Origin of the sequence: Candidatus Avelusimicrobium alvi (assembly GCF_958451995.1) — a bacterium.
In the GTDB taxonomy this organism is placed as follows: domain Bacteria; phylum Elusimicrobiota; class Elusimicrobia; order Elusimicrobiales; family Elusimicrobiaceae; genus Avelusimicrobium; species Avelusimicrobium alvi.
Window position 1 is genome coordinate 1 of the sequence record NZ_CAUDSG010000030.1, and the last position, 18,763, is coordinate 18,763.

Genomic DNA, 18,763 nt, shown 5'->3' on the forward strand with positions numbered 1-18,763 from the left:
CCGTGCAGAAAAGCCTCGGATTTACGCTTATAGAGCTGTTGGTGGTCGTATTAATTATCGGCATATTGTCGGCTGTCGCCTTGCCGCAGTATGAATTTGCGGTGCTCAAATCCCGCTTTAGTAAACATTTGCCGCTTCTTGCGCACGTGTATCAATTACAATCGGCTTATTATTTGGCGAATGGCGTTTATGCCAAATCTTTGGATGAACTGGGAATGGATATCCCCAGCGGGTGTATGCCCTTGGAAGGGATTAGCGACCAGTTTAAGTGCGGGGAAAATGTATATATTGCCATTAGAGGGGGAGAGGGCAGCTTTTGCCCGGATGAAAAAACACAATGCGCCTATATGCCTTTGTGCGAGCACGGGAAAAATAACGGATGGTCCGGTGGTTGTATGAAAGACAGCTGGAAAGCGGTGGTGGCCGTATCGTTAAACACCGGAGAAAGAAAGTGCTATCCCCACGGCTGGCGCAAATGGGGCAAGCAGCTGTGCGCTTCTTTGCAACTGTAATAAAAAACCGCCGCATATTAAACGCGGCGGCTTGATGTGCGATATGGATATTATTTTTTTCCGATTAATTGTAAAAACTCTTCTTCGCTTAGCACGGGTACGCCCAGCTCGCGCGCTTTTTTAAGCTTGCTTCCCGGTTCCGCTCCGGCTACCACGTAAGACGTTTTTTTAGATACGCTTCCGCTGGCTTTGCCGCCGTATTCTTTGGCCAGCAGTTCGGCTTCGGTGCGCGACATCGTTTTAAGTTCGCCCGTAAACACCAGCGTTTTCCCGTCCAGGATATTGCCCGCCAGCTCTTTTTTGGGCTGCGTAAAATTAAGCCCCGCCGCACGCAGGCGTTCAATCTGCTCCAGCGCGCGCGGACTTCTGAAAAAATCATAAATACTGTGCGAGACAATTTCGCCCACTTCGCGCACGCTTTGCAGTTCTTCCAGCGGCGCGTCTTTTAACGCGTCCAGGGTGCGGAAGCGGTCCGCCAAAATTTCGGCGGTTTTCGCGCCCACAAACGCAATGCCCAGCGCAAACAGCAGTCGGGAAAGCGGCTTTTGTTTGCTGGCTTCAATGGAGTCCAGCAGGTTCTGCGCCTTTTTGTCTTTGAAGTTTTCCAGGTTCAGCAAATGCAGGAAAGACAAGTTGTAAATATCGGCAAAGTCCGCCACGTATTTGTTTTCAAGCAGCTGGTCCATTACCACTTCGCCCAGGCCCTCAATATCCATGGCGCCGCGCGAAGCAAAATGCAGCAGGCGCGCGCGCAGCTGCGCGGGGCAGGACGGGTTGACGCAGTAATAACCCACTTCATCCGGCTCTTTATAAACGCCTTCGCCGCATGAAGGACAGGCGGCGGGAGGCAATACGTCCGGCCCGCCCTTGTGTTCGGCTACTTTAACCACTTTGGGAATCACTTCCCCGGCGCGTTCAATAATCACGCTGTCGCCCACGCGCAGGCCCAGGCGGTTGATTTCGTCAAAATTATGCAGGGTGGCGTTGGATATCGTTACGCCGCCCACCGCCACGGGTTTCAGTTCGGCCACGGGGGTGATGACGCCGCTTCTGCCGACGGAGAAAAGAATGTTCTCCACGGTGGTGGTGGCCTGCGGGGCCGGGTATTTAAAGGCTATCGCCCAGCGCGGGCTTTTGGCGGTTACGCCCAAAATGCGCTGGTATTCAAAACGGTTTACTTTCACCACCAGGCCGTCCACGTCGTAGGGCAGCTGGTGGCGGGCCGCGTCAAACTGATTGTAAAAACGGATTACTTCGGACATTTGCGTCGTTTTCGTGCGCGCGGGGCAGACGGAAAAACCCCACTGTCTGCACAAATCAATAAAACCGCTGAAGCTGTCTGCCGAGATGTTGCCCGCGCCGAAGGAATGTGCAAAAAATTTAAGCGGCCGCTGGGCGGTCATCTGCGGGTCTTTCTGGCGCAGGGAGCCGGCGGCGGCGTTGCGGGTGTTGGCAAAAATATTTTCGGCGTTTAGCAGTTGTTTTTCGTTCAGCGCGGCTAAATCCTTCTTTTCCAGATACACTTCCCCGCGGATTTCCAGCATACCGGCGGGCGCGTTTTCTATTTTTTGCGGAATGTTTTTAATGGTGCGGACGTTGGCGGTAATGTCTTCGCCGGTTTTGCCGTCCCCGCGGCTGGCCGCCGTAACGAGAATGCCGTTTTCGTACGTCAGCGAACAGGACACGCCGTCTATTTTCGCTTCCACCACCATTTCAAAATCGTTGCGCTGAAGGGTTTTTTCGGCGCGTTCGTACCATTCGCGGATTTCGTCGGGCGAGTAGGAATTGTCCAGCGACATCATCGGCACCGCGTGTTTGACCGGGGAGAACAATTCTCCCGCCTGGCCGCCCACACGCTGGGTGGGGGAGTTTTTGGTGCGGTACTGCGGGTACTGCTCTTCCAGGTCTTTTAATTGTTTGTAAAGTTCGTCGTACTGCGTATCGGACAAGACGGGATTGTCCAAATTATAGTACAGATTATTGTGGTAATTGATCAGTTTTTTAAGCCGCTCAATTTCTTCTTTCGGATGCATAACTTTTATTTGCGTTCTTTTTTCAGCTGGTCCAACAGCCCGTTGATGAACTTGCTGGAATTTTCGGTGGAGTATTTTTTGGCGAGCTCAATGGCTTCGTCTATAATAGCCGGGACGGGGGTGCGTTCGGGGCTGAACACCATTTCGTAGGTGGCCATGCGCAGGATGGAGCGGTCCACCGCCGACATACGCGAAATGGTCCAGTTTTTGGCGTACGCGGAGACCATCTTGTCTATTTCTTTCAGGTGGCGCGTAGTGCCGCCGACGAGTTCTTCGCAGAAGGGGAAGCAGTCCCCGAGTTCTCTTTTAAAATCCGACGCGTAACGCGTCACGCTGGTTTCGTCCGCCGATTTGGCGCTGTCGGCGTAATAAAGCGACTGCAGGGCGCATTCCCGGGCCATTCTTCTGTTGCTCATTTTTTTCACCTTAAAAATCGTTGAGAATTATAATAAAAGTTATATAAATTCTAGCAAATTTCCTTCGTCCTTGCAGGTCTGCCCGGCGAACCTCTTGCGCGGGCGGCGTCTAATGTTTTTTTACCCTGGTTTTTGTACGCTTTTTTGTGATACTATATGAATGTTCCCGCAGACGCGGGAAAGGGGGAAACAAATGAAAAAAAGAAATATAGCCTTGCTGTCCGTCTGCGCGCTGTTGCTGGCGCTGCCTTCTTTCGGACAAAAAATGCAGACCGTACGCGGCGAAGGCCGGTACGTGTCCCAGAATCTTGAAAAACTGCCCGCGTTTAACGCGGTGGACGTACGCGGCGACGCGGAGGTGGACTTTACGCAGCAGCCCGGCTCTTCCGTTACGGTCAGCGGACGCGAAAACCTGGTGGCGCTGGCGGACGTGCGCGTGGAAGACGGCGTGCTGGTGGTGGGGTTTACCCGCCCGGTGCATATCCGCGGCGAGCATCATTTGCGCGTGGCGGTGGCCGCGCCCGAACTGCGCTCCGTTACGCTGTCCCAGGGCGGTGATTTTGAAGTGCACGGCATGTTAAAAACGGCCGATTTAACCATTTCCGCCACGCAGGATTCGGAATTTTCGGCTGATTTTGTGCAGGCGTCGGCCGTGTCGGCCACGGCTTCCGGCCGCGCCGAGATTGACCTGGGCCGCTTAGAGGCGGACCGCGTGCGCGCTGCCGCTTCGGACCGCGCGGACATTGACCTTTCCGGCAAAGCGCGCGAAGCGTTTGTGGAAAACAACGGTTCCGGCGAAATTGACGCCGACGACCTGCGCGCCGATACGGTGCATGCGTATGCCAATGGTTCGGGCGACGTGAAAGTATATGCCTCCAACCTCTTGCATGCCGTGGCCAACGGACGCGGCAAGATTGAATACAAGGGCAATCCGATAACCCTTAACCGCGAAGGCAACTTGAAAAAAATCATACGGGACCGGGATTACGATTAATCCTGCTGTTCTTATAAAAGGCCTCCTCAGCGGAGGCCTTTTTATTAGGTTATGGCCCGTTGGCAGGCAGATATTTTTATATAATTTGAATATGAATAAACAACTTTTAGCAGGTATCCTGGCGTGCGCGTGCCTGGGCGCGTGCTCCCATACGGGCGTGCCGGAACAGCGGCTTGCAGGCGCGGACCGGGACGCGCATAACTGCATCGGCTCGGCCGGCTACACCTGGAGCGGCGTGCAAAAGGCGTGCGTCCGGCTGTGGGAGGAAGGCATCGCTCTGCTGCCGGTTTCCAAACAGGAAAGCGCGGCGCTGGCGGCCTATGTGGTTTTATCCGCGGACGGGACGAAAGCGGAGCTTTTTGTTCCCGTTAAAACGGCGCCGGCGGTGCTGGAGCGGTCTTTTACGCAGGAAGGCCCGCGCTGGACGAATGCCGCGTGGCTGTTAAAACGCCTGCCGCAGGGGTGGGAGTTATACGAACGCGGCGTGCTGGCGTATTCGGCCCCGAACCCCCCGGACGGCAATTGACACCCCCAAAGGGAAGATGGTATAATAATACTGTTCCCACAGAGGGGAACTATTTTTTTGAAAGAACAATTAAATGGCCAGATACGATAACAGAAGAGAATACAAAAAAGATCTCTATCGCAGAAACCAGAACATTCGCGTGCCCGAAGTCAGACTGATTGACTCCGACGGTACGATGCTCGGGGTCAAGCCGGTGGCGGAAGCCATCGCCATGGCCAAAGAACAAGAGCTGGACCTGGTGGAAATTTCACCCAACGCCCAGCCTCCTGTGTGTAAGATACTTGATTACAACCGGTATGTTTACGAACAGGGAAAAAAAGCGGCGGAAGCCAAAAAGAAACAAACCAAAGTAACTTTAAAAGAGCTGCGCATTAAATCGCGCATCGCTCCGCACGATTTGGACGTGAAAATCCGCCAAATTGAAGAGTTCCTTCGCAAGAAGGACATGGTTCGTTTCACCGTGGTGTTCCACGGCCGCGAAAACCAGCACAAAGACATCGGCATCCAGATTTTAAACGATACGGCCAAACGCCTGGCCGAACTCGCCAACGTGGACGGCGGCCTGCAGGCGATGGGCAACCGTATGTCGATGACGTTCGTGCCCAAAAACTAAACAGATTTTTAGGTCCTTTTTGCAGTTAACCGCGCACGGGGCTTGACCGGCTCCCGGCCGGGTTGTCAAAAAAAGGGCTAATTAAACGAGGTAATATACAATGCCTAAACTTAAAAACCACAGCGGCGGCAAAAAACGCTTCAGAAAAACCGCCACGGGTAAATTCACCCACAGAAAAGCCGGCAGAAAACACTTGCTAACGCCTGTTTCTGCCTCCAGAAAGCACGAAACCAGAAAGACCGGCGTCATCACGCCCGAGTCCAACAAAGGGAAGATTTTGGAAAAATATCTCCCGATGGCTAAATAAGAGGTTAGAAACATGAGAATTAAATTTAGCGTTGCCAGACACGCCAGAAAGAAAAAAGTATTGAAAAGAGCCAGCGGCTATTACGGAGATAAATCCCGCCGCTTGCGCATGGCCACCCAGCAGCTGGATAAATCCGGCGTGCATGCTTACGTGGACCGCAAAGACAAAAAAACCACCTACCGCCAGTTGTGGATTACCCGCATCAATGCCGCGGTGAGAGAGGAAGGTTTGTCTTACTCTAAATTCATCAGCGGCCTGACCAAAGCCAACATTACGCTTAACCGCAAAATGTTGTCTGAGATGGCGATTAAAGACCCGGTGTCCTTCAAGAAATTGGTGGACGTGGTAAAAGCCGCCTAAGCGTTTCTGCTTTGCAAGTAAAAGCCCCGCTCGTTTGAGCGGGGCTTTTTGTATCGGTTGAAAACCCCCGGGCTGAAGCCCGGGGAGTTTCATTGTTGCGGCAGTAAATATGCGGCGGCCTATACGCTGCCGCGCGGGGCGGAAATAGTCGGCTGCGCGCGGGTGCCTGGGGCGGCCGGGTATGTTGCGCGGACCCGCGGAACACATATCCCGGCCCGGCGGCGGAAGGGCTCATCGGCGGTGTTTAAAACCCCCGTCCGGTTGGAAGGGGGCGTATATCAATCGTTTGCTTTTTTAAAGTCGTTTACGCGTTTAAAGAAAAGATTCCATTCCGGGGAATTGTCTGTGGCGCGGCGGTTGTAATGGGCTTTATAGCGTTCAAATACCGCGCTTAATTTCTGTTCGGTGGTTTCGTCTGTTTTACGCTGGCGGCGCGCAAATTCGGCGGCGGATTTGCTTTCTTTGGCATTGGCGGTGCAGGCGCGTTCGTCGTCAATTAAAATGCGGATAACTTCGCGCTTGGCCGCCGCGCCGAACAAAGCTTCGGTTTCATCGGCCAGGTTGGCGTTGCGTGCGCGGCGTGCGGACAGCAGGCCGTCTAACCGGGCGGACGCTTCCGCGCCCAGGTGAGGGTTGCGTATGGGCGGGCGCAAATCTTCCAGCGTAATTTGCAGAAAGGACGGCTCGTGCGCCGGGGTTGCCTGCGGGGCGGGCAGGTGTTCCGGCGGCGGAAACGGAGGCCTTTCCTGGCGGCGCGGAGACGGGGTGCGTTTGGGGCGGATGTCAGAAAGCTGGTGCATCAGGCGGCGTATTTGGCGGGAGAGCTGGTCGGTTACCGAAGGGCCGGGCGGCTCGCGCCGGGGCGGCCGGGCTGTAGCCTGCGGATCTGCATAGGCGGCGGCATATTGGCGCGCAGGCGTCTCCACCAGCGTGAGCAGGGTGCGCAGGGTTTTGGCAAAAAAATGCAGGGATACGGCGATGAAAATTAACAGCAGAATAAATTTAAAGCGGCCCATACGCTGGCTCCCGGACAGAGAAAAATTGGTGCCGGCAATTTGCCGGTGCGGATGAAACGGCTATTTCCGGATTTTTTTGATACTGCCGGCGTTTTGTTTCATCAGCTGGTTGAGTTGCTGTTCCTGCTGTGCCAGCAGCTGCTGCTGGGCGACGAAATAAGCGGCGAAGCTGGCGCTGTTGGCCGCGGTTTGTTTTAACTGGCGTTCGGTGCCGGCGGTCAGTACAAGCGCCTGCGTTTTGACGTTGTCGCCAAAGGTGACGGCAATGTCGCTCAGTATATTTTGGTTGGAAATCTGCACCGCTTCCAGCGCGCGTTTCATGCGCACGCGGTCGGCGTGCGGGGCGCGGCCCGGCAGGGCGTCGGTGTCCAGGGTTACTTCCATAATCTGCGGCTGGGGCGCAGGCTGGGTGCGCTGCGGCTGGTGAACGTTCTGCCCGCCGGTGCGAACCTGCGGCGCGGCCAGTTTCTGACGCGCGGCCTGGGGCAGACTGTCCATCTTTTTAGACATCAGTTTTACCATCACGTTCATATACTGTTTCATCCAGAACGTGCGGATTTGCTGGTCCTGTTCTTTGGTGGTGCAGCCGGCCAGCATTACAGCCGCCGCCAGCGGAAGTAAAATATATTTTTTCATAAACCCTCTGTTTCAAAAATATAACAAATTTAAACCAGTCCGTACAATGCTTTTGTATTGCGTACGGTTATTTCCGCCAGCTGCTCTAGAGGGATGTCCAAATAATCGGCCGCAAATTCGGCGATGAGCGGAATGTTGGAAGGGTCGTTGCGCAGGCCGCGTCTGCCCTGCGGGGAAAGATACGGGCAGTCCGTTTCCAGGATGATTTTATCCGAGCCCGCTTTTTTGACGGCTTCGCGGATGTATTCATTCTTCTTATAGGTAAAACAGCCGTTGATGCCCAAAAGAAGCCCCATGTCCAGCGCGCGTTTGGCTTCTTCGTAACGGGCGCAGAAGCAGTGCAGTACGCCCGGATGGCCGGCGGCGGCAGACGGTTTCCATTCGTGTTTTAACGCGTGGAAAGTATCGTCGTAAGCGGCGTAATCTTCGCCTGCGCGGCGCACATGCAGGACGATGGGCTTTTGCACTTGGTTCGCCAGCGCCAGCATTTGGGAAAACACTTCCTGCTGGCGTTCTTTGGCGGTAAATTCAAAACAGGTATAATCCAGACCGATTTCGCCCACCGCCAGGTTGCGTTTGTCCGGCAGGAGGGCGGCGAGTTCTTTTAAATTAGCCGGGTTTAATTTAGAAGCGTATTCCGGGTGAACGCCCAGCACGGCGCCGATTAAAGAGGGGTGCCGGGCCGCCAGCTCCAGCGCGGGGGTCCATTCTTCGGGCGCACAGCCGATTTCCACGCTGAGCGCAATGCCCGCTTCGGGCAGTTTTTGGGTGATGAGTTCTTCGCGGTCCGGGTCAAAGGCCGGGTCGTTTAAATGGGCGTGAGAGTCTATAAATTGCATATGTATTATTGTATCTTTTTACCGGGCTTTCCCGCCATAGGGGCCTTCCAGGCCGGGGTTCTCTATGCGCGCCTGTTTGATTAACCGGGCCACACGGTTCAGGCAATGTCCCTGCGCAATTACCACAGCGTTGCTTCCAGGCCGGGGTTCTCTATGCGCGCCTGTTTGATTAACCGGGCCACACGGTTCAGGCAATGTCCCTGCGCAATTACCACAGCGTTGCTTCCAGGCCGGGGTTCTCTATGCGCGCCTGTTTGATTAGCCGGGCCACACGGTTCAGGCCGTGTCCCTGCGCAATTACTACAGCGTCGTTTCCGGGCCACAGTTCTTTATACGCGCCGGTTTGACTGGCGCAGCCGCCCTGTTTGTGCCGTTTCCCCGTTTGCCGCACCTTGCGGGAGGCGCGCGCAACTAATCTAAAAAAACGGTTGTGCCCCGGCCCATCCCTTTCTATACTACAAGGAGATATAATTGTTCTTTGAATAGAAAGGCGGTCCGGTTAAAGGTTCAAAACTAGCAGTCTAAAATTGGGGTTGACAAAAATAAAATAATTGCATATAATTTTAGCAGAGGGGACAAAAGAGTGCTAAAATAAAAAGCATTTTCCCGAAGAGATTTTTAGGAAAAAGGTATGAGAATTCTAAAACCGGAAATCGCCAAAGCCCGTAAAGAAAAAATCCTGCGGTGGGTGGTCCAGCAGTTTGTGGAAACCCGCCGTCCGGTCGGTTCGCAGATGATTGCCGAAGGCGCCTTGCAGGATGTTTCCAGCGCCACGATTCGCAACATTATGAAAGAACTGGAGGAAGAGGGCTATCTCTACCAGCCGCACACGTCCGGCGGCCGCATCCCGACCGATAAAGCCTACCGCTATTATGTGGACTACCTGGCCAGCGTACAGAAAATGGCCGCCCAGGAGCGCCAGCGCATTGAAGAACAGTACGACGAGCGCGTAAGCGAAGTGGACAATATGCTGGTGCAGACTTCGCGCCTGCTGGCGATGCTTTCGGGCGCGGCGGGGTTTGTGTATACGGCGCACGTGGAAGACCAGCGCGTACAGCGGCTTGATTTTATTCCGCTGGCTCCGGGGATGATTTTGGCGGTGCTGGTTACGCAGTCCGGCGCGGTGCGGCACTGGCCCGTACGCACGGGTTACGTCATTGAGCCTGCCCGCCTGCGGGTGCTCAGCCGGTTTATCAACCAGGAAATTGCCGGTATGACGCTGGCCGAAGCGCGCCAGGTGCTGTGGCATCACATCCATTCCGGCCACCGCGAAATTGCGGATATGGCGGACTTGGCCACCCAGGTGCTTAAAGACATTGAACGCCCGCAGACGGGCGCCGATGAATTATACGTGGAAGGAATCGGCCGCCTGCTGGAAAATACGACCGAAGCCGATTACGAAGATTTGAAACAAATGATGCGCGTAGTGGAAGAGCGCGAACGGTTTTCCTCGTTATTAAACGAGAAAATGACGGATATGGAGAAATCCAACCAGAAATTAAACGTGAGCATCGGCAGTGAAAACGCGCTGCAGGAACTAAAAAACCTCAGCATCGTTTCTACGGCGTGCCGCGTGGGGGACAAAACGGTGGGCATGCTGGGCATTATCGGCCCGAAGCATATGGAATATACAAGAGTAATGTCTTTGGTAAATTTTATCGGGGACCTCTTGGAAGCGTCCATGAAAAACTGGACGGCGCTGCCCGCCGGGGAAGAAAACGATTATGAGTAAAAAACATCAGCATAAACACGGCGCGCCCGAGGCCGCCGGGCAAGAACTGGATGAACGGGAGTTGCCGGAAGTCTGTGAACCGGAAATTGAAGTAAAATCGGAAGACGAACCCGCCGCCGAAAAGAAGCCCGACTATTATGAACAGTTGGTGCGTCTGAGCGCGGATTTTGACAATTACCGTAAACGCACCGAGCGTGAAAAAGCGGCTTTCCTGGCGTACGGAAAAAAAGAATTCGCCGAGAAACTGCTTCCCGCTTACGAGGTGCTCCTGCGCCAGCGTGCGGAACTGGCCAAAGACCAGGACGCCGGGGAGTGCAGCGCTTCGCTCAAGGCCGTCAAAGACGGGCTGAATATGGTGTTTGCGGAGCTGGAAAAAGCTTTTAAGGCCGAGGGAATTGAGCATATGGACGTGCTGGATAAACCCTACGATCCGGCCGCCCAGGAAGTGGTGGCGATGATTCCGTCTTCGGAAGACCAGGACGGGCTCGTGCTTCAGGAAGTGCAGATGGGATTTACCATGGACGGCAAAGTGCTGCGCCCCGCGCGCGTGATTGTCGGCCAGCATGCGGAAGGGTAATGCTTTCCGCCGGTGGGGTAAAAATTTGATTTAAAAGGAGAAACAACAGTATGGCAAAAATTATTGGTATTGATTTGGGCACCTCCAACACCGCCGCCGCGGTGATGGAAGGCGGCAGAGGAACGATTATTCCGTCTGCCGAAGGCAGTTCTATCGGCGGCAAGGCGTTTCCGTCTTATGTCGCTTTTACCAAAGACGGCCAGCGCTTGGTGGGTGAACCGGCCCGCCGCCAGGCCATCGCCAACCCGGAAGGGACCGTAACCGCGTTCAAGCGCAAAATGGGGGAAAATTACAAATATAACTTGCGCGGACAGGAATTTACGCCTCAGCAGCTTTCGGCTTTCGTCTTGCAGAAAGTGAAAAAAGACGCCGAAGCCTTCCTGGGCGAACCGGTGGAAAAAGCCGTTATCACGGTACCCGCTTATTTTAACGACAACCAGCGCCAGGCCACGAAAGACGCGGGCCGCATCGCGGGGTTGGAAGTGGTGCGCCTGGTCAACGAACCGACCGCGGCGGCTTTGGCCTTCGGCATTGATAAAGCCGGCAAAGAACAGAAAGTAATGGTGTTTGACTTGGGCGGCGGTACGCTGGATGTTACCATTATGGAAATGGGCAAAGAAGGCACCTTTGACGTGCTTTCCACCTCCGGCGATACGCAGCTGGGCGGTACGGATATGGATAATGCCATCATCCAGTGGATGGTGGACGAATTCCGCAAACAGACGGGGATTGACCTCTCCAAAGACAAACAGGCCCAGCAGCGCCTGAAAGACGCGGCGGAAAAGGCGAAAATTGAACTTTCCACCACCATGGAAACCGACATCAACCTGCCGTTCATTTCCGCGGGTGCCGACGGCCCGAAACACTTGGAGCTTAAACTGTCCCGCGCCAAACTGGAAAGCTTGGTGGACGATATCGTCAAACGCTGCGGCAAATCCGTGGAGCAGGCCCTATCCGACGCTTCGCTGACCGCGTCGCAGATTGACCGCATCATCTTGGTCGGCGGCCCGACCCGTATGCCCATTGTGCAGAAATACGTGGAAGACCTGGTGGGCAAAAAAATTGAACGCGGTATTGACCCGATGGAATGCGTCGCGATCGGCGCCTCCGTGCAGGCCGGTATTTTGACCGGCGACGTAAAAGATGTTCTGCTTCTGGACGTTACCCCGCTTTCCCTGGGTCTGGAAACCCTGGGCGGCGTGTGCACGCGCCTGATTGAACGCAACACCACCATCCCGGTGCGCAAGACGCAGGTGTTCTCTACGGCTTCGGACAACCAGCCGGCCGTTACCATCAACGTCCTGCAGGGCGAACGCCCCATGGCCAAAGACAACGTGCCGCTGGGCAAGTTTGACCTGGACGGTATTCCGCCCGCTCCGCGCGGCGTGCCGCAGATTGAAGTTACCTTTGACATTGACGCCAACGGTATTTTAAACGTGTCCGCGAAAGACTTGGGTACGAACAAAGAGCAGCACATCACCATCAGCTCGCCCAATAAACTCAGCGATACGGAAGTGGAAAAATTCGTCAAAGACGCGGAGAAATTCGCCGACGAAGACAAAAAACACAAAGAACTGATTGAAGCCAAAAACCAGGGCGACAGCGTGCTCTACCAGACTGAAAAGTCTTTGAAAGAGTACGGCGATAAAGTCTCCCAGGACGACCGCCTGGCCATTGACCGCGCTTTGGGCGACCTCAAAGAAGCCCTCAAAGGCGACGATGCGGCCAAAATCAAATCCGCTACCGACGCGGCCCTGCAGGCCGGCCAGAAATTGGGCGAAGCGATGTATAAAGACGCCCAGGCCAAACAGCAGGCCCAAGGCGGTGCGCAGCAGGCGGCCGGAGCCCAGCCGGGCCCCGACGCGAATGCGAACGCCCAAGCCGCAAACGGCGGCAAAGACGACGTAGTGGAAGCGGAAGTCGTGGACAAATAAGCATTATCAGGTGGGTAAATCGACTAAAGAGGGGAACCGTACGGTTCCCCTCTTTTGAGTTTATTAGGCGCATTCGCAATATTTCGGGCTTCAACCCGGGGAGTTTCCCTAATTTTATTTACTTTTTCATCGGAAAAAAGTAACAAAAAACCCGCATTTTATTTTTAGGTATATTTTTACTTTTAAGTATTTAAAAGTTACAATATCCATATGTCCCAATACTTTGCCGATATCAAAGAAACCGAATTTTTCCTTATGGACGCCGAGGCGCACCACGCGTCCGCCGTCGCGCGCCATCAGGAAGGGGACGAAATTTTGGTGTTTGACGGCACCGGCCGCCAGTATACGGCGCGGATTGACCGGATTCAAAAAAAGTTCGTGCGCGGCACGTTGTTAAAACCCCGCGCGGTGCGCCGGCCTGCGCTGGAGCTGGAACTGTGCTTTGCGCCCAATTCCCGCACCGGGCTGGAAGATGTACTGGATAAATGCACCCAGCTGGGCGTGGCGGCGTTCCGCCCCGTGCTGACCGAACGCAGCGAATACGACGTGCTGAAAAAATGGGACGGCAAGAACGACCGCTGGCGGCAGATTATGATTTCCGCCTGCAAACAGTGCGATACCCCCTTTATTCCCGCCATCCTGCCGCCCGTTAAGTTCCCGCAGGCGCTGGCGCAGGAAATCCCTTCGCTGATTGCTTACGAAGCGGAGGAGACGCATACGCTTTCCTGGGGGCTGGAAAAATTAGGCGGTCCCAAACGCCTGCGCGTATTTGTGGGGCCCGCCGGGGGCTGGACGGATGAAGAAATCGTCATCGCCGCCCAATACAACGTGCTGCCCGTTACGCTGGGCGTAAACATTCTGCGCGCGGAAACGGCCTGTATCGCCGTGGCCGCCAAACTCTTATAATGACAACCTTTTTTATCAAAACATTCGGCTGCCGCGTCAACCAGGTGGAAAGCCAGGCTATTCTGGAACAGTTTTTGCGTTCCGGGGCCGTCCCTGCGGAACATTTTGAAACCGCCGACATCTGCGTGCTCAACACCTGCACCGTTACCCATCAGGCCGATAAAGACGTGGAAAAACAAATCCGTCAGATTTTACGCCGCAACCCCCGCGCCCGCCTGGTGCTGACGGGGTGCTACGCCGCCGCCCATGCGTCCGCCATCCGCGCCGCTTTCCCGCAGGCCGAAATCGTGGGCAAATACGAATTGGGCAAAGCTTTGTTTAATACCGAAGACGTGTGCTGGACGGTGTCCGGCCACGAAGGGCACAGCCGGGCGTTTATCAAAATACAGGACGGGTGTGACTGCTTCTGCTCCTATTGCATTGTGCCGTACGCGCGGCCGGACAAACGCTCCAAGCCTCTCGCGGACGTACTGCAGGAAATCAAAACGCTGGAAGGCAAGGGCTTTGCCGAAATAGTCCTTACCGGCATTAATATCGGCAATTACCGCTGCCCGCAGACGGTGGCGGATCTGGCCGCTTTGTGCGAAAACATCGCCGCCCTGCCGGGGCGGTTCCGCATACGGTTTTCCTCTATAGAGCTTCAAACGGTTACGGACGGCGTGGTGCGCCTGATGAGCGCGCGGCCGGACCGTTTCTGCAACTATTTCCACCTGCCTTTGCAGGCCGGGTGCGATAAAGTTTTAAAAGATATGAACCGCCATTACGATACCGCCGCCTACCGTGCGCGCGTGGCGGATTTGCGCCAACACGTGCCCCAAATCGGCATTTTTGCGGACGTAATTGCCGGGTATCCCACCGAAACGGAAGCGGATTTTGAAGCGACCGTCGCCTTTATCCGCGAGGTAAACCTCGCGGGCCTGCACGTGTTTAGCTATTCGCCGCGGCCGGGCACTCCCGCCGCCGCCCTTAAACAGCTGCCGCCCGGGGAAATCAAACGCCGCTCCGAAACGCTGCGTGCGCTGGATAAAGAACTTCGCGCCGCGTTCGCCGCGTCTTTAGCGGGGACGGAGCAGGAAGTATTTGTGGAAGAGCATAAAAACGGCCTCCCGCACGGGATTACCTCCAACTTCCAGCCGGTCGTGTTGGAAAACACGGCCCAGGCGCACGGGCTGGTGCGCGCCCAAATCACCCGGGCCGAAGGCCCCCTATGTTTCGGCCGTGTATTGCAGAAATAACCCTTTTGCCTGCGGATAGGACCTTTTTTGCCCGTTCGGCGCGTCCCAAAATGCTAAAATAGATGTAATGCCCCGCCTATGGCAGGAAGTGCCAACACTCCGGCTTTGCAGATTTGGCGGTTTATTGGTATAATATTTATATAATTTGTTCCTGATTTTTCATTAACAAGTTAGATTCTTTTTAGGCAAGAGTTAAACAAAATGGTAGCCAAAAAAAATCTGTGTGTTCTTATCCTGGCCGCCGGCAAAGGCACCCGGATGAAGTCCCCCCTTCCCAAACCGCTGCATATCGTTTGCGGAATTCCCATACTTGCACATATTTTAAAGGCGGCCCAAGACCTGGGTCCCGCCGCCATCGGCATTGTGGTCGGTCACGAGGCGGACACGGTGGTAAACACCGTACAGGCGGGCCTGCACGACTGGGGCATTACCGCGCCCGTGGTATTTGTGCGCCAAACCGATTTGTCCGGCTCCGCTTCCGCGGTAAAAGCCGCCCTGCCGCTCTTGCAAAAATTTGAAACCGTCCTGGTGTTAAACGGCGATACGCCGCTTCTAAAGTCCCAAACACTGGCCGAAATGGCCAATGTGTTTGAAGGCAGCGAAGCCGGCGCGCTGGTACTGGGCGTAACGGTGCCGGATCCGGCCGGCTACGGCCGCATTATCCGCGCGGCGGACGGCGCGTTTGAAAACATTGTAGAAGACGCCGACGCCGACGAAGACACCAAAAAAATCGCTGAAATCAACAGCGGCATGTATGTTTTTAGCTCCAAATCTCTGCAAACGGCGCTTACGCAGCTGGTGCCGCAGGGCCCCAAGCACGAATTTTACCTGACCGATACGCTGGCCCTCATCAAGCAGATGAACCAGCCGGTGCTGGTGTTTGCCGGCCGGGATTACGAACAGGCCCTGGGCATTAACAGCAAAGCGCAGCTGGCCGAGGCCGAGCAAATCATGCGCGACCGCGTGGCCAACGCCCTGATGGATGAAGGCGTTACCCTCGTCCGCCCCAAAGAAGTGTTTATTGATCCGGGCGTTAAAATCGGCGCGGATACGGTTATCTGCCCCGGCTGTTACATCAGCGGCAAAACGGTTATCGGCAAGAACTGCTATATTGAAGGCAACTGCTATATCAAAGATTCCGTCATCGGGGACCATGTGGCCCTTAAAATGGGGACGTATATTGAAGAGTCCGAAGTGGCCGACGAGTGCCAGCTGGGGCCCTATGCGCACCTGCGTCCGAAATCCGTCTTGAAAAAAGGCGCAAAAGTGGGTAATTTTTCGGAAATTAAAAAGTCCGTCATCGGGGAAGGCTCCAAAGTCAACCACCTCAGCTACATCGGCGACACGCAAATGGGCGCCGGGGTGAACGTGGGCGCGGGAACCATCACCTGCAATTACGACGGCAAAAACAAGCATCAGACGGTTATTGAGGACCATGTTTTCGTAGGGTCCAACGTAAATTTTGTGGCGCCGGTAACGGTGCACGAATATGCAAAAATCGGCGCGGGGTCTACCATCACCAAAGAGGTTCCGGCGGAATCCCTGGGTATTGCCCGTTCGCGTCAGGTCGTTCTGGAAAAAAAAGGTGTAAAGAAAAATGACTAAAAGCGTAAACGGCGATTTAAGGATTTTCTCCGGCAATGCCAACATTGCCCTGGCGCAGAAGATTTGCAATCACCTGAATATGGATATGGGCAAGCTGCGCGTGGAACGGTTTGCCGACGGCGAAATAGACGTGCAGATTTTGGAGAGCGTGCGCGCGCACGACTGCTATTTAATTCAGCCCACCTGCCCGCCCGTCAACGAAAGCCTGATGGAACTGCTGATTATGATTGACGCCTTCAAACGCGCCAGCGCCGGCAAAATCACTGCGGTAATTCCCTACTTCGGCTATGCCCGCGCGGACCGCAAGGCCTCTCCCCGCGTGCCGATTACGGCCAAGCTGGCGAGCAACTTAATTACCAAAGCCGGAGCGGACCGTATTATGACGGTGGACCTGCACGCCGGCCAAATCCAGGGGTTTTTTGACATCCCGGTGGACCACCTGCGCGCGCGCAAGGTGTTTCTGGATTATTTTAAAGATTTTGACAGAAAAGATTTGGTGGTCATTTCCCCGGACGTGGGCGGCGTGGAACGCGCCCGCAAGTTCGCGGCCCGCATGGACGCGGGGCTGGTTATTATTGATAAACGCCGCCCCAAAGCCAACGAGGCGGTGGTCTACAACGTCATCGGCGACGTGAAGGACAAAGTGGCTATTATTTTTGATGATATCGTGGACACGGCCGGCACCCTTACCACCGTGGCCCAGAAAATCAAAGAGCGGGGCGCGCGCGAAATCTATGCGGTTTGCACGCACGGTTTGCTGTCCCGCAACGCGATGGATAAAATCAACAAGTCCGACATTAAGAAGCTGATCATTTCCGATTCGCTTCCCATCCGCGACTTGGGGCCGAAAGTGGACGTGCTGTCCGTCTCGTACTTGCTGGCGGACGCGATTAAACGCAACCACGACGGCCGCTCCATCAGCGATATGTTCAATTAACAAAAACTAAATTTCAAAATTTTCGTTAGAAAATTTGGAGGATAAAATGGAAAAAGTAACTATCTCTGCCGCCGCCCGCGAAGGGATCGGCGTCAAAGGGGCTCTCTCTAAAATCAGAGCCGAAAAGAACGTCCCGGCCGTTATCTACGGCGGACACAAAGAACCCGTTAGCGTTACCGTAAGCGTAAAAGATTTGGAAAAAATCGTGAAAGCCGGTAAAAACACGCTGGTGGAAGTAACCTTGGACGGCGCGAAAGAACTCGTGCTGGTTAAAGAAATCCAGTATCACGTAGTAACCGACAACCCGATTCACGCCGACTTTCAGCGCGTGAGCATGAAGGACAAAATGGACGTGGTCGTCCCGCTTAAACTGGAAGGTACGCCTGCCGATGTGGTCAACTACGGCGCCATTGTGGAACACATTTTGCGTGAGCTGGAAGTGCGCGCGCTCGTGAGCGCGATTCCGCACGAAATCGTGGTGGACATCACCCCGATGACCATCAACAAAGGTATCCTCGCCGGCGACGTTAAACTGCCCGAAGGCGTTGAACTCGTTACCGACCCGGAAGCCCCGGTCGTCCACTTGGCCGTACTGAAAGAAGAAGAAACCGCCGCCCCGGCCGCCGATGCCGCCGCCGCGCCGGAAAGCTCTTCCACCAAAGGCAAAAAGGACGAAGAAGGCAACCTCACCAAGGACGCCGCGAAGAAATAGCTTATGCAATACCTCCTGGCGGGTCTTGGCAATCCCGGTTCCCAATACGAGCGCACGCGGCACAACGCCGGATTTATGGCGCTGGACGCCGCAGGGCGCAAGTGGGGGGCCGATTGGAAAGCCTGGCAGAACCTGGGAGCGTATGCCAAAGTCTCCGTGGCAGGGCACGATGTTTTTCTCATCAAACCCGCTACTTATATGAACGAATCGGGTCGGGCTGTATCCAGCCTGGCCCGGTTCTATAAAATCCCGCCGCAAAACTGCCTGGTGTGTTTTGACGACGTATCCCTGGAAGTGGGCAAACTGCGCATCCGCAAAAACGGTTCCGCCGGCGGCCAGAAGGGGATGAAAAGCGTCATTGAACAGCTGGGCACGCAAGATATTCCCCGCCTGCGCGTAGGCGTAGGCCCGAAACCCGAAAAATTTGATTTGGCCAATTTTGTGCTTTCCAATTTCCCCAAGTCGGAACTGCCCGCGCTGGAAGGCGCGCTGGACCGCGCGGTGGAAGCCCTGGAGTTGTATTTTACGCAGGGCATTGAGAAAGCGATGAACCAATTTAACTGACGTGAACTTTTAATGGATATGAAAAAGGCGGAGCCAATGTGCTTCGCTTTTTTATTGTACTTTTTCTTGCAAAAGAAAAAGGGGCCTTGCCGGCCGTGCAGACTTTACGGTACTTGGCAACATAGCTTAAACGGTGTGGCTCCACTAGTCGGATGAAACCGTCAGGGAAAGGGAGGGGCGGCTCGGTCTTACCAGACGGGTGCATACCCCCTTTGTTGTTCCCATCTAACTAATAGCACCGTCTATTGCTAGACCCTGGCCAGGCCAGAGCTCCAGGGCCTGGAAGGCCTTGATTTGTTTTTTTTTTTT

Annotated in this window: 20 protein-coding genes; 15 read left to right on the top strand and 5 right to left on the bottom strand. The window is 54.9% G+C overall.

Going from position 1 to position 18,763, the window contains the following annotated elements; translation table 11 throughout:
- On the top strand, nt 1-512 hold a 512-nt coding region (locus tag ACQY36_RS06200; RefSeq protein WP_428078369.1), incomplete at its 5' end, for a type IV pilin protein.
- A gap of 50 nt (nt 513-562) precedes the next feature.
- On the opposite strand, the gene ligA is transcribed toward ACQY36_RS06200, so the two are convergent.
- Together ligA and nusB are read right to left on the bottom strand one after the other, a co-directional pair.
- On the bottom strand, nt 563-2,545 hold the full coding sequence (gene ligA, locus ACQY36_RS06205) for an NAD-dependent DNA ligase LigA (protein WP_428078371.1): 1,983 nt from the start codon (nt 2,543-2,545) through the stop codon (nt 563-565).
- A gap of 5 nt (nt 2,546-2,550) precedes the next feature.
- Nucleotides 2,551-2,961 carry a transcription antitermination factor NusB gene (gene nusB, locus ACQY36_RS06210; RefSeq protein ID WP_428057169.1) on the bottom strand — a complete coding sequence of 137 codons (411 nt, stop codon included), beginning with the start codon at nt 2,959-2,961 and terminating at the stop codon, nt 2,551-2,553.
- Nucleotides 2,962-3,154: 193 nt separating this feature from the next.
- On the opposite strand from nusB, the gene ACQY36_RS06215 reads away from it, so the two are divergent.
- From ACQY36_RS06215 to rplT, 5 genes are all read left to right on the top strand, one after another.
- A complete protein-coding gene (locus ACQY36_RS06215) occupies nt 3,155-3,955 on the top strand; it encodes a head GIN domain-containing protein (protein ID WP_428078373.1) in 801 nt (266 codons plus the stop codon).
- Between the two features lie 91 nt (nt 3,956-4,046).
- Nucleotides 4,047-4,481, top strand: coding sequence for a hypothetical protein (locus ACQY36_RS06220; protein WP_428057173.1), 435 nt, complete (start codon nt 4,047-4,049; stop codon nt 4,479-4,481).
- A 73-nt stretch (nt 4,482-4,554) separates the two neighbouring features.
- Nucleotides 4,555-5,094, top strand: coding sequence for a translation initiation factor IF-3 (gene infC, locus ACQY36_RS06225; RefSeq protein WP_428057175.1), 540 nt, complete (start codon nt 4,555-4,557; stop codon nt 5,092-5,094).
- A 100-nt stretch (nt 5,095-5,194) separates the two neighbouring features.
- The gene (locus ACQY36_RS06230) at nt 5,195-5,401 is read left to right on the top strand and encodes a large ribosomal subunit protein bL35 (protein ID WP_087287291.1); all 207 of its coding nucleotides are present in this window, start codon (nt 5,195-5,197) and stop codon (nt 5,399-5,401) included.
- Nucleotides 5,402-5,413: 12 nt separating this feature from the next.
- Nucleotides 5,414-5,761, top strand: a complete 348-nt coding sequence (gene rplT, locus ACQY36_RS06235; RefSeq protein WP_428057178.1) for a 50S ribosomal protein L20 — start codon at nt 5,414-5,416, stop codon at nt 5,759-5,761.
- Between the two features lie 278 nt (nt 5,762-6,039).
- On the opposite strand, the gene ACQY36_RS06240 is transcribed toward rplT, so the two are convergent.
- Genes ACQY36_RS06240 through ACQY36_RS06250 form a run of 3 tightly spaced genes read right to left on the bottom strand, consistent with a single transcriptional unit; the run spans nt 6,040 to nt 8,252 of the window.
- A complete protein-coding gene (locus ACQY36_RS06240; protein WP_428078375.1) occupies nt 6,040-6,777 on the bottom strand; it encodes a hypothetical protein in 738 nt (245 codons plus the stop codon).
- Between the two features lie 60 nt (nt 6,778-6,837).
- Entirely contained in the window at nt 6,838-7,413 is a 576-nt protein-coding gene (locus ACQY36_RS06245) for a hypothetical protein (protein ID WP_428078377.1), read from the bottom strand.
- Between the two features lie 29 nt (nt 7,414-7,442).
- The gene (locus tag ACQY36_RS06250; protein WP_428078379.1) at nt 7,443-8,252 is read right to left on the bottom strand and encodes a TatD family hydrolase; all 810 of its coding nucleotides are present in this window, start codon (nt 8,250-8,252) and stop codon (nt 7,443-7,445) included.
- 631 nt (nt 8,253-8,883) lie between these two features.
- Between ACQY36_RS06250 and hrcA the strand changes: the two genes are divergently transcribed.
- The 9 genes from hrcA (at nt 8,884) to pth (ending at nt 18,454) form a co-directional block, all read left to right on the top strand.
- Entirely contained in the window at nt 8,884-9,984 is a 1,101-nt protein-coding gene (gene hrcA, locus ACQY36_RS06255) for a heat-inducible transcriptional repressor HrcA (protein WP_428078380.1), read from the top strand.
- Nucleotides 9,977-10,561, top strand: coding sequence for a nucleotide exchange factor GrpE (locus tag ACQY36_RS06260; RefSeq protein ID WP_428057188.1), 585 nt, complete (start codon nt 9,977-9,979; stop codon nt 10,559-10,561). Before hrcA ends, ACQY36_RS06260 begins: the two co-directional genes overlap by 8 nt.
- A gap of 50 nt (nt 10,562-10,611) precedes the next feature.
- Nucleotides 10,612-12,495, top strand: a complete 1,884-nt coding sequence (dnaK, locus tag ACQY36_RS06265; RefSeq protein ID WP_428078382.1) for a molecular chaperone DnaK — start codon at nt 10,612-10,614, stop codon at nt 12,493-12,495.
- Nucleotides 12,496-12,705: 210 nt separating this feature from the next.
- Nucleotides 12,706-13,401: an RsmE family RNA methyltransferase gene (locus ACQY36_RS06270; RefSeq protein ID WP_428078384.1), complete on the top strand. Its 696-nt coding sequence runs from the start codon at nt 12,706-12,708 to the stop codon at nt 13,399-13,401.
- A complete protein-coding gene (gene mtaB, locus ACQY36_RS06275) occupies nt 13,401-14,636 on the top strand; it encodes a tRNA (N(6)-L-threonylcarbamoyladenosine(37)-C(2))-methylthiotransferase MtaB (RefSeq protein ID WP_428078386.1) in 1,236 nt (411 codons plus the stop codon). Before ACQY36_RS06270 ends, mtaB begins: the two co-directional genes overlap by 1 nt.
- 201 nt (nt 14,637-14,837) lie before the next feature.
- Entirely contained in the window at nt 14,838-16,241 is a 1,404-nt protein-coding gene (glmU, locus tag ACQY36_RS06280; protein ID WP_428071828.1) for a bifunctional UDP-N-acetylglucosamine diphosphorylase/glucosamine-1-phosphate N-acetyltransferase GlmU, read from the top strand.
- On the top strand, nt 16,234-17,178 hold the full coding sequence (locus ACQY36_RS06285) for a ribose-phosphate diphosphokinase (RefSeq protein WP_428057198.1): 945 nt from the start codon (nt 16,234-16,236) through the stop codon (nt 17,176-17,178). The genes glmU and ACQY36_RS06285 overlap by 8 nt, the downstream gene beginning before the upstream one ends.
- A gap of 46 nt (nt 17,179-17,224) precedes the next feature.
- Nucleotides 17,225-17,890, top strand: coding sequence for a 50S ribosomal protein L25 (locus ACQY36_RS06290; protein WP_428071532.1), 666 nt, complete (start codon nt 17,225-17,227; stop codon nt 17,888-17,890).
- Nucleotides 17,891-17,893: 3 nt separating this feature from the next.
- Nucleotides 17,894-18,454 (top strand): aminoacyl-tRNA hydrolase, encoded by a 561-nt coding sequence (gene pth, locus ACQY36_RS06295; RefSeq protein WP_428078388.1) that lies wholly within the window; start codon nt 17,894-17,896, stop codon nt 18,452-18,454.
- Nucleotides 18,455-18,763: the final 309 nt, after the last annotated feature.